The organism is Hymenobacter wooponensis (assembly GCF_004745865.1).
Classification (GTDB): Bacteria; Bacteroidota; Bacteroidia; order Cytophagales; family Hymenobacteraceae; genus Hymenobacter; species Hymenobacter wooponensis.
In genome coordinates, this window is record NZ_SRKZ01000008.1 from 192,906 (window position 1) to 206,659 (window position 13,754).

Annotated in this window: 10 protein-coding genes; 8 read left to right on the forward strand and 2 right to left on the reverse strand. The window is 61.1% G+C overall.

Going from position 1 to position 13,754, the window contains the following annotated elements; genetic code table 11:
* The first annotated feature begins 343 nt into the window (after nt 1-343).
* Both EU557_RS23240 and EU557_RS23245 read left to right on the forward strand, forming a co-directional pair.
* Nucleotides 344-2,014, forward strand: coding sequence for a sensor histidine kinase (locus EU557_RS23240; protein ID WP_167855325.1), 1,671 nt, complete (start codon nt 344-346; stop codon nt 2,012-2,014).
* A 224-nt stretch (nt 2,015-2,238) separates the two neighbouring features.
* Nucleotides 2,239-3,411, forward strand: coding sequence for an MFS transporter (locus EU557_RS23245; RefSeq protein WP_135532877.1), 1,173 nt, complete (start codon nt 2,239-2,241; stop codon nt 3,409-3,411).
* A gap of 145 nt (nt 3,412-3,556) precedes the next feature.
* Here EU557_RS23245 and EU557_RS23250 read toward each other — a convergent pair whose 3' ends face one another.
* Both EU557_RS23250 and EU557_RS23255 read right to left on the reverse strand, forming a co-directional pair.
* Nucleotides 3,557-4,444 carry an alpha/beta hydrolase gene (locus tag EU557_RS23250; protein ID WP_167855326.1) on the reverse strand — a complete coding sequence of 296 codons (888 nt, stop codon included), beginning with the start codon at nt 4,442-4,444 and terminating at the stop codon, nt 3,557-3,559.
* A gap of 141 nt (nt 4,445-4,585) precedes the next feature.
* Complete coding sequence (locus tag EU557_RS23255; RefSeq protein ID WP_135532879.1) at nt 4,586-6,019, reverse strand: alginate export family protein; 1,434 nt, start codon at nt 6,017-6,019, stop codon at nt 4,586-4,588.
* Between the two features lie 422 nt (nt 6,020-6,441).
* Between EU557_RS23255 and EU557_RS23260 the strand changes: the two genes are divergently transcribed.
* The 6 genes from EU557_RS23260 to EU557_RS23280 form a co-directional block, all read left to right on the forward strand.
* Nucleotides 6,442-7,074: a (2Fe-2S)-binding protein gene (locus EU557_RS23260; protein WP_135532880.1), complete on the forward strand. Its 633-nt coding sequence runs from the start codon at nt 6,442-6,444 to the stop codon at nt 7,072-7,074.
* Nucleotides 7,075-7,078: 4 nt separating this feature from the next.
* On the forward strand, nt 7,079-8,065 hold the full coding sequence (locus EU557_RS23265) for an FAD binding domain-containing protein (protein WP_135532881.1): 987 nt from the start codon (nt 7,079-7,081) through the stop codon (nt 8,063-8,065).
* Between the two features lie 15 nt (nt 8,066-8,080).
* Nucleotides 8,081-10,402, forward strand: a complete 2,322-nt coding sequence (locus EU557_RS23270) for a xanthine dehydrogenase family protein molybdopterin-binding subunit (RefSeq protein ID WP_135532882.1) — start codon at nt 8,081-8,083, stop codon at nt 10,400-10,402.
* A gap of 136 nt (nt 10,403-10,538) precedes the next feature.
* Nucleotides 10,539-10,949: an oxidoreductase gene (locus EU557_RS25990; RefSeq protein ID WP_281062612.1), complete on the forward strand. Its 411-nt coding sequence runs from the start codon at nt 10,539-10,541 to the stop codon at nt 10,947-10,949.
* A gap of 23 nt (nt 10,950-10,972) precedes the next feature.
* A complete protein-coding gene (locus EU557_RS25995; RefSeq protein WP_281062613.1) occupies nt 10,973-11,605 on the forward strand; it encodes an oxidoreductase in 633 nt (210 codons plus the stop codon).
* Between the two features lie 266 nt (nt 11,606-11,871).
* Nucleotides 11,872-13,754, forward strand: a 1,883-nt coding sequence (locus tag EU557_RS23280; RefSeq protein ID WP_167855327.1) for a tetratricopeptide repeat-containing sensor histidine kinase, incomplete at its 3' end; no start/stop codon positions are given.

Here is a 13,754-nt window from a genome sequence, read left to right on the forward strand (position 1 = left end):
AGACAAAAAGGCATTGGGCCAACAAACTATCCAAGCGGCGTTGAGGCGCAGCCAACAGCTTCGCATGCTACCGCAAGAAGCGCTAGGGTGGTATTATTTAGGGATGAATACAGAGCATTCGCCGGCTAGTATACCTACGAGACTAACCTACTTTACGGAGGCAGTTTGCTGCTATGAGCAATTATCAGATAAAACCGGGCAAGCTCATTGCTTGAAAGAAATAGCAGATATTCACTATAGTCAAGGAAACTTCAAGCTGGCCCGCGAGGAGCTTTTGCGCGTTTTAGCCCTTTACCAGGCTAGCGGGTATTCCCGCCTACATTATACCTTTTACCTGCTGGGAATGATGAACACGCTCCTGGGCAACTACTACGATGGCCTACAGTATGGCATGGCAGCAATTCGCAGGGCTAAGGTTACGCAAGACACAGCGGAGCTCGGAGAATTCTATACAAGGGTCGGGCTCACGTACTACGAACTCAATGAGCTGGCAAAAGTAGATGAGTACTTGCGCCTATCCCTGCAACAAGCCATTGGGCGTCACGACCAAAAGTATGCACGTTATCTGGCCGTGCAAATTGTTAGAAACATGGTTGTGATGGGCCGTCCCAAGCAGGCATTAGCGTTGATGCTGCAGGTACAAAGGAGATTTCCGCCGCAGACAACGGCTGATAGCGTATACCTCGCGACTGGTTTTCTTCGCTGCTATATAGCCACCAAGCAATTCAAGCTAGCTGCCCAGAGCTGCCAGTCGCTACGCCGCCAGGTAGAAGAACTGCCGGCCACCTATGCCAACAGGATAGAAGTTTACTTAGGTATCGGGCGCTTCTTCGTGGCCACGCACCAGTATAACAAGGCACGCGAATACCTTCAACAGACTGTGCTACTCAGTAAAAACGCGGGGTATAAAACAATCTTAGAAAGCAGCTACCTGCTACTGTTCAAGGCTGATTCAGCGCAGGGTCTAGCTACGGCGGCCATCGCCAATTATCAGCACTATAAAACGATGCACGACAGCATCTTCAATGAACGCAACAGCAAGCAGATAGCCGGCCTGCAGATTCAGTACGATACCAAAGAAAAAGAGCAAAGCATTGCCCTACTCACCAAACAAAGCTTGCTGCAACAGATGACCATCCGGCAGCGCGGATTTCAACGCAATGTCTTTTTGGGTGGGACTTTGCTAATGGCGAGTCTACTAGGCCTGGGGTACAACCGGTTCCGTCTTAAGCAACGTAGCAACCAACTACTGGAAGCGCAACAGGCCGAAATCCACCGCAAGAACGCGGCCCTGGAGCAGGTGCTAGGCGAGAAAGACCAGCTGCTAGAAGAACGGCAAGAGCTGCTGGTAGAGAAAGACTGGATGCTAAAAGAGATTCACCACCGGGTCAAGAACAACCTGCAAGTGGTCAGCAGCTTGCTCTCTACCCAGTCGCGCCACTTGCACGACCCGCAAGCGGTGGCCGCCATCCGTGAGAGCCAGAACCGGGTGCAGGTCATGGCCCTGCTGCACCAGAAGCTCTACCAGGCCGACCACCTCGGCCGCGTGAACCTGGCCGACTACGCCCGCGAAATCGTGAACTACCTAGTCGAGTCCTTCGACCGCCAACGCTCGGTGCAAGTGCAGCTCGAGCTGGCTCCCATCGAGCTGGAAACCACGGTGGCTACCCCCTTAGGGCTCATCCTCAACGAGGCCGTAACCAATGCGCTCAAGCACGCCTTTCCCCCACCGCGACGCGGCACGCTTACCGTCAGCTTGGTCAGCCTAGGTCCGCAACAATATCAGTTGATCATCACCGATGACGGAGTAGGCCTGCCGCAGGGCTTTGACTTAACACGCAGCCGCAGCCTGGGTATGGTCATCATCAAGGGCTTGAGCCGGCAGCTGGATGGGCAACTGGCCGTCAGCACGGCCCAGGGCGCGTGCCTGAGCCTGCAATTTGACACGAGCAAGAAGCCTGTGCGCACTGAGTCGAGCGGTCTAGGCACCGCCTACCCCGCTCGGCTCACTTAGTGCGGCGACAGCTAGCTTTTGCATGTGCGGGTTCGGGCGTCGCCCACGTGCAGGTTTTCATGGTGCTGACTTCTTGATAAAAGTCAATGTAGGCCTTCCGGCCTAGAGGATAGTTTTGGCTTGCTGGTAAAGCCCTGTTTAAGCGGCAATTACCAGCTCAAAAAGCCATCTAAGCCGGCGGTTAAGCGGGCTCAGCGCGCTCAAAATCCTTCTGTCAATGGGTCATGAAAAAAATTGCTTACTGCTGCTGCTTCGGCATTGCTTGCATGACGACTACTTACTTCGGTATCGTCGGCATTTTACCGCAACTGGCCGAGCACTACCACATCAGCTTGGACAAGGCGGGTTCGCTGGTGAGCATATACGCGGTGACGATTGCGCTGGTGGGGCCGTTTGCGACCCTGTTGGTTAGCAACTTCAATCGGCGGGTGGTGCTGCTCGCCGGCTTCGCGCCCTTTCTGGTGGCGGGCGTGGTGTCGGCGCTGGGGCCGCCGTTTTGGGTGCTCGTGCTGATGCGCATCGTACCGGGGCTGTTTCACCCGGTGTTTTTTGCTACCTCGCTGGGCATTGTGGGCGCGGAGAGCGACCCCGCCGAACGGCCCCGCCTGATGGCTATTGTGCTGAGCGGCATAGGGGTAGCTACCGTCGTGACCATTCCCCTCATCACCTATGCCGTGGGCCAGTGGGGCTGGCCGGCGGGCTTTGGGCTGCAAGCGATTATCAGCGCCTTGGGGATGGCGGCAACCTACTGGTTTATTCCTTCGCTGCCCGCCACGGCCCACGCCGGCTTCCGCGAGCAGCTCGGCATCTTGGTCAAGCCCGTTTTTCTGCTCAGCGCGGCCATGGCGCTGCTGTTGGTGTCGGGCTGGTTTTGCACGTATGGCTATTTTGTTAACTATCTGCTGTCTATCAAGCACGTAGCGGCCGGCAGTATCAGTTACCAATTGCTGCTGTTTGGGGCCATGGGCCTGGTGGGCAATTGGCTGGCGGGAAAGCTCTTGGGGCGCTCTTTGCAGGTCACTACTTACTTGCTCCTCGCCGGGCCCATCCTGGTGGCTGCCGGGCTGCTGGCGACGGGCAGCCAGCTGGCGCTCACGACGGGCATGGTAGCGGTATGGGGGCTGTTGTACGCGCCGTGCTTTCTGCTGAGTTCCGCCGTCATTACCGCCGCTGCGCCAGAAGCTGTGGCGTTTGCCAATAGCATTGCCGCGTCGTTTTCCAACCTCGGGGTAGCGGTCGGCACTACCGTGGGCGGCTGGGTGATTGCGCACTACGGCATCCGTAGCCTGCCCTGGGGCAACGTTGGGTTTGCGCTGCTGGCCTTCGCAGTGGCCCTGCTGCTGGGGTGGCTGCAAAAGCCTAAGCCGGCGGCGCTAACGCCAGCTCCATCGGCATAAGGGCTAGGTGGGATGAGAGGTTGGCCTTAGTTAAAAGTTTGGTACAGAGGTTAAATGAGGGGGCCGGTTAGATGCTTCAGGAGCCCCCCGCACCAGCGTGCCGGGGGCTGATTTCTGGTAACGACCAGGTTCACAGCAGCAAGTCTTACGGGTTGGCGTTCACAACTTGCCCAATGTGGCGGAACACCTGACGCGCCTCCTTCGTGAACGTCGCCCCAACAAAGACGTGAAAGCCGTCCGGGTAGAACTGCACCTCGGCCGGTGCGCCGACGCTCTTGGCTTTCGCCGCAAACGTGCGCGCATCGGCGGCGAGGATGTCGTACCCGCCCTGGTAAAGGTAGATGGGCGGCAGGCCCACCAGCGAGTCATAGAGCGGACTCAGCAGCGGGTTGGTTAGCGGTAAGCCGCCGGCCCATTGGGCAAAGCACCACTTCAGGCCGGGTACGTCCAGCATGGGGTCCAGGGGCAGCAGTGCGTTGATTTCGGGATTGGTCAAGGTGAGGTCCAGCGCCGGGGAGAATAAGAATACGGCCGTGGGGAGCCGCTGGCCCTGATCACGGCAGCGGATGGCCAGCCCCAAGCTCAGGTTTCCGCCCGCCGAATCGCCGGCCAGATACACCGGCTTATTCCCGGCCCGGGTTACCGCCTGTTGGTAAACCTCGTCCAGGAAGGTATAGCACTCGGTTACGTGGTGCGCCGGGGTCAGCCCATAGATGGGCACGGTGATGGTAGCTCCGGTTTGGCGAATCAACTGCTTAATGATGCTCCAGTGCGCGGACACGAGCGGGTGAATGAACCCGCCCCCGTGGATGTACACCAGTTCCCGGCTGCTGGCACCCTGCTGGGGAGTCAGCGTGAAGACCAGCTGGCCCTGTACAGTCGTCTGGCGGATGTGGCAGCGCCGCCGCAGGCTGCGGGGGATGAGCGCATCCGGCCCCCGCTTGGCCGCAGACGCTTGTGCCGTTTGTACTGACCGAAAGGCATTAGGCTTGAGACGCAGCAAGCGCCGGACGACGCGCATCAGAAAAGACATAGTACAGAAACGCGTGGTAGTACGTAGGCTGTGCGGCGTGTAAAGCACTGCTACACAAAAGCGGCATGCCTTGCAAACGAGCATGTATTCGCTATTCGACTGTACGACGGGTAGCAGGCAATCGTTTTGCCCCCTATCCCCTCAAATACGGACCGTGAGCCGCAGCCCCCCGTAATAAATATCGGTCGTCAGGTCCGGTTGGCTCAGCAGGTACGTTCCCCGCCGGAAGTACACACCCGTGGCTTGCAGGTTGAGGGCGGCCGTGGGGCTGTAGGAAAAGACGGCATCCACCATATCGCCGACGAAGCGCCCCGAATCGACGGCAGGGAGCAGCAGCACGCCGGCCGGGCCGTACACGCCATCGGCCAGACTGGTGCGCCAAAAGCGGTAGTAGCCCGTGAGCAGTCGCACCCTGGGGGCCAGGTTGACATCGGCCCGGGGATGCACGACGAGCACATTGGAGGAGCCTATATTGTCGACAAACCCGTAGTAGATGGCCCTCGGGTAGAGCGGGTTGAACGTATTCAGCTCGCCATCAGCCGGGTTGTGGTCGCCGCTGGCGATGGCGCCTTGCAGCGTGAGCACCGGCTTCAGCTTCGGGCTGGGCACTTCGTAGGCCACCAGCTGCGCCACCTTCCACGCCCGGATGGTAGTACCGGCAAACTGGCCGAGCTGGCCTTCGAACACGGTGATGCCGTTCCACGGCCCCCGCTGGTAATACACGGATGCGCCCACCGTATGCCGTTGTTCGGCCCCGGCGCCTTGGTTGAAGAGGGTTTGGTCGCGGTTGACGAAGAGGTAGAACACGTCGAAGCGCGTGACCAGGCGGTGCTGGTAGGCGTGGCTCAGCCAGCCGCCTAGCAGCCACTGCGTGCGGTCGCGCGCATCGTCGAGCAGGCCTGGGTTATTGCGCACCAGCCACATGGCTAGGCCATCGACCCGCGTATTGCCGAGGTAGGCTACCGCCTTGGCCCCTAGGTAGGAGCGCCGCACGTTGGCGTCGCGCAGGTCGAGCAGCGTGCCTTGCCCGTACTGGAGCACCTGCTTGCCCAGCCGCAGCACCAGGTGCGCCCGCGGCGCCACGGGCCACGACAGCTCGGCAAATAGCTGGTTGAAGCTCAGCTTGTTCTCATCCTGCACGGGGCGGGGCCCACCGTTGCGCCCGGAAATCGTACTGCTGTTTAGCTCGGCATAGGCCCGCAGGTGCCGGTTCCAGCGCAGGTCGGCGTAGCCGATGGCGCGGTGCAGCAGGTAGCCGTTTTTATCCTCCGGCCCGAGGCCCCAATAGTAGCGCTGGTAGTTGTCGTAGGTTTCGCGCAGGTGCAGGCCGTAGCCCATGAAGCCCCGGCCGCCCCGAAGGGGCAGGTGCTTGAGGCGACGAACAAACTGGTGGGGCAATGAGTCAGGCACCGCCGGCCAGTATTCTTCCGCGGAGTTGGCGAGGTGGCCCGTCGGAATTGAATCGTGGCCTAGGGCTTGAGCGCTGGCTTTTTGGGCGGCAATAAGTTGACTACCAACGACCAAGATAACTAGCGCAAGGTTTTTAGGCGTACGAATTCTTGCCGCAGTCGTCATGAGGTGGGGAAGTTGAAGGGCCGGCCGTTCAGCGGGAAAGCCGTTGTATTCCGAAAAGCGGACGTGCACCGCTGGGCGTCTTACCTCGCTGCTACACTTGCCGGAAGTGGGCGAAGGGGTGCCGTCGAACTGCCCATCGGCACCGGACCTAGGTGGTTAGTGCTTGGGCAAAGGTGTTCGCGGCTAACTAGCTTGTTCGTTGACTTTTATCAATAAAACTCAGCGGCTTAACCCTGCTTCCCGCGCTGCGCCCAATAGTTTTCTTGACAAAAGTCAATGACCCTGGCCTGAGGCGAACCGGACCTTTATCAACAGCAGCCAGCACAAGCCTTGGTAGCAGAATTAGCCCGGGCTAGACAAGCAACTTCTGCGGCTTGCTGCGCAGCTAAGGCTTTCGATTTCACCTCTTCATCCTTTACCTGATGGACAACAACTTCTTCAACAAGCTTACCAGCGACCAGCCCAGTGATGGCTCGCGCCGCAGCTTCATGAAGCAGGCCGGCGGCATCGTGGGCCTGGCCCTGGCGCCCCCCTTCGTGGCCCAGGCCGATCGCCTGACGGCTTTCTCCAAAACGGTGGCCGGCGTGTCGCCCATGCAGCTGAAGGTGAACGGCACAGTGCGCACCATTCAGGCCGAGCCCCGCGTGACGCTGCTCGACGCCCTGCGCGAACACCTGCACCTGACCGGCACCAAAAAGGGCTGCGACCACGGCCAGTGCGGCGCCTGCACCGTGCACGTAAACGGCCGCCGCATCGTGAGCTGCCTCACGCTGGCCGTGATGAACCAGGGCCAGGAAATCACGACCATTGAGGGCCTAGCGAGGGGTAGCGAATTGCACCCGCTGCAGGAAGCCTTTATCAAGCACGATGCTTTCCAGTGCGGCTACTGCACCTCGGGCCAGATTATGAGCGGCGTGGCGTGCGTGCAAGAGGGCCACGCCACCACCGACCACCAAGCCAGAGAGTGGATGAGCGGCAACATCTGCCGCTGCGGCGCCTACCCCAACATTCTGGCTGCCGTGCGCGAGGTGGCGGGCCAACAAGCTAAAGGCTAAGACCATGAACAACTTCACTTACACGCCGACCAACTCGGCCAAGGAAGCCACCCGCCTGCGCCGCGAAACGCCGGCCGCCACCTACGTGGCCGGCGCCACCACGCTGCTGGACATGATGAAGGTCAACCTGGTGGAATATCCTCAGCTGATTGACATCAACGCGCTGCCGCTCACGGGCATCGAACAAACCGCTAATGGCCTGCGCATTGGTGCGCTGGAGCGCATGAGCGACGTGGGCGAGCATCGCCTGGTGGTGGCGCAGTACCCGGCCGTGTCGGAGTCGCTGCTGCTGGCGGCGTCGGCCCAGCTGCGCAACATGGCCAGCATCGGCGGCAACCTGCTGCAACGCACGCGCTGCGGCTACTTCCGCGACGCGGCGTTTCCGTGCAACAAGCGGGTGCCCGGCTCGGGCTGCCCGGCCCAGCACGGCGACAACCACGGCCTGGCCATCCTAGGTACTTCCGAGGCGTGCATTGCCCAAACCTACCCCGGCGATTTGTCGGTGGCCCTGCTGGCGTTCGATGCCGTGCTCACCCTGGAAAACGCCAAGGGCAAGCAGCGGCGCGTGCCCATCACCTCGTTCTACGTGCTGCCCGGCCAAACGCCTCACCAAGAGAACATTCTGGAGCCCGGCGAACTGATTGTGGCCGTCACCATTCCGGCCGCCGAACACGCCCGGCGCTCGACCTACCTCAAGGTGCGGGAGCGCACCAGCTACGCCTACGCCCTGGCTTCGGCGGCCGTGGGACTCGACGTGCAAGCGGGCACCATCCGCTCGGCGCGAGTGGCCCTCGGGGGGGTAGGCACCATTCCGTGGCGCTCGCCCGAGGCCGAGAAAATCCTGACCGGTGCCCCGGCCACCGACGAAACGTTTCGGGCTGCCGCGGCCGCAGCCCTGCGCGGGGCCCAGCCCCGCGAGCACAACGGCTACAAAGTCCAGCTCGCCCAAAATACACTGGTGCGGGCCCTGCAAAATGTCGCCACCACTTAACCTCCGGCCTTCTTTATGACTGATTCTCCTGCTTTCGAACCGTCTAAGGGCGGTGTGGTCGGCCAGCCCGTCAACCGCGTCGATGGCCACGCCAAAGTAACCGGACAAGCGCAGTACGCGGCCGAATACCTCCTACCCAATCTGACCTACGCCGCGCTAAAAACCAGCTCCATCGCCAAAGGCCGCCTCAAAAGCATCGATACGGCCGCGGCGTTGCGCGAGCCCGGCGTGCTGGCCGTGTTCACCCACGAAAACCTGCCCAAAATGGCGCAGACGCCCAACACGCTGGCCGGCAAATACGCCATTTACGGCATGCACATGGCGTTTATGCCGCTGACGGGCAACGAGATATTCTACTCCGCGCAGCCCGTGGCGGTGGTAGTGGCCGATACCTTTGAGCGGGCCACGCAGGCCGCCGCCCTGGTGCAGGTTACCTACGAGGAGGCGCGGCCCGTGGCGTCGTACCAAAGCGCTAACGCCGAAGTGTTTGACCCCAACGGGCAGGGCTACGTCTTTGACTTGAAGAAGGTAGTGCGGGGCAACCCGCAGGCGTCGCTGGCCGCTTCGGCGGTGCAGGTGAAGGCCACCTACGTGCACCCCATCAACCACCACAACCCCATGGAGCCGGGCGCGACCATCGCCCACTGGGAAGCGCCCGACCGGGTAACAGTTTATGACTCAACGCAGGCCGTGGCTATGGCGCAGTCGTCGCTGGCTACCATTTTGGGCTTGCCGCAGGAGCAGGTGCGCGTCGTTACCAAGTTTATCGGGGGTGGCTTTGGGTGCAAGTTCAACCTCTGGCCCCACACGGTGCTGGCCACGCTGGCCGCCAAAGCCGTGGGCCGGCCCGTGAAGCTGGTGCTGACCCGCCAGCAGATGTTTACCAGCCTCGGCCACCGCGAAGACCAGGAGCAAACCATTACCCTAGGCGCCAGGCAGGACGGCAAGCTGACGACGCTCATTCACGAGAAAACGTCCACCACGTCGCCCTGGGACATTTTTGCCGAGCCCAACGGGGCCATCCTCAACTGGCTGTACGCCTGCCCCAACTACCAGTCGTCGCACCGGGTGGCGCGGGCCAACGTGATGACCTCGACCTACATGCGGGCGCCGGGCGAGTCGCCGGGCTCGGTAGCCATGGAATGCGGCCTCGACGAGCTGGCGGCCAAGCTGGGCCTCGACCCGCTCGAAATCCGGCTGCGCAACTACGCCAACCTAGACCCCGGCACCGGCCAGCCCTGGTCGAGCAAGGGCCTGAAGGAATGCTATGCCCGCGGCGCCGAGCTTTTCGGCTGGAGCAAGCGCAGCCTCGAGCCCGGCGTCACCCGCGACGGGCGCCTGTTGGTGGGCTGGGGCATGGCCACGGCCTCCTACCCCGTGCGCCCGGCGCAGGGCCGGGCCCGGGTGCGCCTCTACGCCGATGGGCACGCCCTGGTGCAAACCAGCGCCACCGACCTCGGCACCGGCACCTACACCGTCATCACGCAAGTGGCCGCCGATGCGCTAGGCCTGCCCATGGCCAACGTGCGCTTTGAATTGGGCGACAGCAACTTGCCCACCGCACCGGCCTCGGGCTCGTCGGTGGCGGCGGCTACGGTGTCGTCGTCGGTGTACCTGGCCATCCAGGATGTGTGGCAGCGGCTGACGGCTTTGGCGGTGCGCGACAGCCAGTCGCCGCTCTTCAAGGCGCTGCCCGCCGACGTGGTGCGCGAGCAAGACCAGCTGGTGCTCAAGAAAAATCCGAGTAAGCGCGAGAAATTCTCGGCGTTGCTGCAGCGCCAGGGGCTCGCCGATATCGAGGGGGTAGGCAATAGCAAATCGGGCGAGGGCTACGAGGCCGACCAGATTGCCTTCGACAACAAGCCCGGCACCAAGCAAACCAAGCGCTCCATGTACTCCTTCGGGGTGCATTTCTGCGAGGTGAAAGTAGACCCCGACCTCGGCACGGTGCACGTCACGCGCTGGGTGAGCGTGATGGATGGGGGCCGCATCCTGAACTCGAAAACCGCGCGCAGCCAGATTATCGGCGGCAGCATCATGGGCATTGGGGCGGCCCTGATGGAGGGCACCAACCGCGACGAGCAGTACGCGCGCTACACCAACGCCGACCTGGCCGGCTACCACGTGCCCATCAACGCCGACATCCCCGACATGCAGGTAGAGTTTATCGACGGCCACGACCCCTACGTCAATGCTATGGGCGTCAAGGGCATCGGCGAAGTGGCGATGGTGGGCACCGTAGCGGCCGTGGCCAACGCCGTGTACCACGCCACGGGCAAACGCGTGCGCAGCTTCCCCATCGTGCCGAGCAAGGTGCTGGGCAGTGATGCCGTGTAAGCCGCTGCGGCAGCCAGCCGGGCAGGCTACTAGGGGTGCTAAAAGGGCCTGGCGAGCAGCTTACCAGGCCCTTTTTCATGGCTTTTCCTGTGAAGCACTCCCTTGTTTTTCAACAACTTTCATTGCTTAATCCTACATGGAGCTTACTCTATTCTCCCCGCTCACCATTCGGGGCATGACCCTGAAAAACCGGCTGGTGGTATCGCCCATGCAGCAGTACATGACCCCCGACGGCCTGGTGGGCAACTGGCATCTGGTGCACCTAGGCAGCCGGGCCGTTGGGGGTGCGGGGCTCATCATTACGGAATGCTCGGCCGTGTCACCGGAGGGGCGCAATACGTTGTTCGATACGGGCTTGTGGAACGACGCGCAGGTAGCAGCTTGGCGGCCGGTGGTGCAGTTTGTGCAGGAGCAGGGGACCAAAATTGCCATTCAGCTGTGGCACTCAGGCAGCAAAAGCAGCCACCGGCACCCGGAGCAGGGCTTCACGCTCCTACCCCCGCCGAAGGGGGCTGGATACCCAAAGGCCCCTCGGCTGGCGCCCTAGACAACGGTGCCGTAGCCGAAGCCATGACGCTAACCGACATCGAGCAGGTAAAAGTGGACTTCGTGGCGGCGGGCCTGCGGGCGGTGCAGGCCGGCTTCGACTCCATCGAGCTACACGCCGCGCACGGCTATCTGTTCCACCTGTTTTACTCGGCGCTCATCAACCGACGCACCGATGCCTACGGCGGCAGCTTCGAAAACCGCATCCGCCTGCTGGTAGAAACCGTGCAGGCCATGCGCCAGGTGCTGCCCGACGCCATGCCGCTGCTAGTGCGCCTGTCGATGGTCGACTACTCCGACGACCCACGCGCCTGGCAGCTAGCCGATGGTGTGCGGCTGTCGGCCATACTTAAAGCGCACGGCGTGGATGTCATCACGGCTTCTGGCGGCGGGTTTGTGCACGTGCCGCCCTCCGCGGTGTTCCCCTCCTACCAGGTGCCAATGGCCCAGCGGGTGAAGGCCGAAACCGGCGTCATCACGGGTGCCGTGGGCATGATTACGGAGCCTAGCCAGGCCAACTACATTATTGCCGCAGGCGAAGCCGACTTGGTACTAATGGCCCGCGAGCTGCTGCGCGACCCGTATTTTCCTCTGCGGGCTTCGCGCACCCTGCACTTACCCACCGAAATTCCAGGGCCTTATAAACGAGCTTTTTAACGCTCGTTGCGTTCAGTTACCATCTCCTTGTTTTGGTTGACAGCTAGCATGATTACTTCCTTAAAAGCTGCAACCCACACCTTATCACGACTCTTAAATACAACTTAACTCCGAATGAAAGTCTCCGGCTCACAAGCATTTAGCTTAGGGTGGGCCATTGGCTTCTCAGAGTGGCCTAGAGTGGAGTTGCCACCGAAAAGCCAGTAATTTGGGGTATTATGGCTACCACGTTACTGGCTCTTCAGTCCCTCCTTAAGAGGTACTTTGTGAAATACCTGTTGGCGCTCTTGTTGTTGCTTGCCTTTACCAGCCAAGCGGAGCCCTACTACCCCATCCTGAGCAAGACCGAGGCGGAGAGCCTGCGTAGCCGACTACTGCGAAGCGCGCCCGATACCAACCGGGTGAAGCTGTTGGTGCAATGGAGCAACGACCTGTCGTCCCGCTCCTATTACCTGCAAAAGCCGGACACCATCGCAGTGTGCATTCGCCAGGCGCAGGCCCTGAGCAAATCCTTACAGTATGTTGCTGGGCAAATAGATGCGGACTACGCGCTAGGGTACTTACTGCGCAAAGACCCGGGCGGGCGGGAAGCTGTATTGCAGGCCCTGGCGCGCAGCCAGCAGCGGCACGACCGGCGCCGGCAAGCCATTGGCTGGTACCTGCTCAGCGAAACCTACGAGAAATCGATGGCGCTCCACCCGCAGCGGATTCGGTACTTCGAGCAGGCCATTCGGTTGTTTGGGGAAGTGCACGACCCGGTGCAGCAGGCCCGAGTGCTCCGCGAGCTAGCGGATGCTTACCTAATGCAGGGCAAGCCGGCCCGGGCGAAGGAAGAACTGCTGCGCAGCCTTGCCCTGTATAAAGCGGCCGGCTACCGCAAGCAGCATTCTACCCTCGACCTGCTCGCCGCCACCAACGATGCGCTGGGCAATTACAAAGACGCCCTCCAGTACGCGCTGGCGGCCGTGGCAAGTGCCAAGCGCAGCCAAGATACCCTGATGCTGTGCACCTACTACATGCGGGTGGGCGCCGTGTACCAGCAGTTTGACCAGCGGGAAAAGATAATTCAGTACTATCGGCTGGCCATGCGCAGCGCCGAAGCCAACGACTATACCGATACGGCGCTGGGCTTGGCTTCCACCATTGCCCGTGTCCTGCTGGCTGAAAATCGGCCGCAGGAGGCACTGGCGCTCATTCTGAAAAAGAGCAAGGCGTACCCGCCGCAGGATGATTACTCCCGCCAGAAGGTGGCTCAGGGGCTTATTAGCTGCTACCTGCGCACCAAGCAGTATGACCTCGCTACGGCCTATTGCCAGCAAGTAGAATCCTACCTTAAGAGCAAGAATGTTTCTACTGATTACCGCGTGCTGCACGGGGCCTACCTGACCATTGGGGCGTGCTGCCTGGCCACCAAGCAATACTCTAAAGCGCGGGCATACCTCCTGAAATCATTGGCCGCGGGCCAAGTGGTGCTTACTCGCGGCAGTCTGGCCCACACCTGCCTACTCCTGTCCAAAGTTGATTCGGCCCAAGGTAATCTACCCTCCGCTCTTGCCTATTACAAGCGCTACAAAGCCATCAACGACAGCATCTACAGCGAGAAGAACAGCAAGCAGATGGCTGCCTTGCAGATTCAGTACGACACCGAGAAGCGTGAGCAAAGCATTGCCCTGCTCACCAAACGAAATCAGCTGCAGCAGCTTACTATCCGCCAGCGTGAGTTGCAGCGCAATGCCGTGCTTGGAGGTACAGGCCTGCTGGTGTTAGTGCTAGGCCTGGGGTACAACCGGTACCGACTGAAACAGCGCAGCACCCGCTTGCTAGAGCAGAAGCAACGCGCCTTGGAAGCGCAACAGGCCGAAATCCACCGCAAGAACGCGGCCCTGGAGCAGGTGCTAGGCGAGAAAGACCAGCTGCTAGAAGAACGGCAAGAGCTGCTGGTAGAGAAAGACTGGATGCTAAAAGAGATTCACCACCGGGTCAAGAACAACCTGCAAGTGGTCAGCAGCTTGCTCTCTACCCAGTCGCGCCACTTGCACGACCCGCAAGCGGTGGCCGCCATCCGTGAGAGCCAGAACCGGGTGCAGGTCATGGCCCTGCTGCACCAGAAGCTCTACCAGGCCGACCACCTCGGCCGCGTGAACCTGGC

Bases quoted from the DNA above. Each gene is read 5' to 3' on its own strand.
- EU557_RS23240 (WP_167855325.1), top strand. From the start codon at position 344: ATGATGAACACGCTCCTGGGCAACTACTACGATGGCCTACAGTATGGC.
- EU557_RS23245 (WP_135532877.1), top strand. From the start codon at position 2,239: ATGAAAAAAATTGCTTACTGCTGCTGCTTCGGCATTGCTTGCATGACG.
- EU557_RS23250 (WP_167855326.1), bottom strand. From the start codon at position 4,444: ATGTCTTTTCTGATGCGCGTCGTCCGGCGCTTGCTGCGTCTCAAGCCT.
- EU557_RS23255 (WP_135532879.1), bottom strand. From the start codon at position 6,019: ATGACGACTGCGGCAAGAATTCGTACGCCTAAAAACCTTGCGCTAGTT.
- EU557_RS23260 (WP_135532880.1), top strand. From the start codon at position 6,442: ATGGACAACAACTTCTTCAACAAGCTTACCAGCGACCAGCCCAGTGAT.
- EU557_RS23265 (WP_135532881.1), top strand. From the start codon at position 7,079: ATGAACAACTTCACTTACACGCCGACCAACTCGGCCAAGGAAGCCACC.
- EU557_RS23270 (WP_135532882.1), top strand. From the start codon at position 8,081: ATGACTGATTCTCCTGCTTTCGAACCGTCTAAGGGCGGTGTGGTCGGC.
- EU557_RS25990 (WP_281062612.1), top strand. From the start codon at position 10,539: ATGGAGCTTACTCTATTCTCCCCGCTCACCATTCGGGGCATGACCCTG.
- EU557_RS25995 (WP_281062613.1), top strand. From the start codon at position 10,973: ATGACGCTAACCGACATCGAGCAGGTAAAAGTGGACTTCGTGGCGGCG.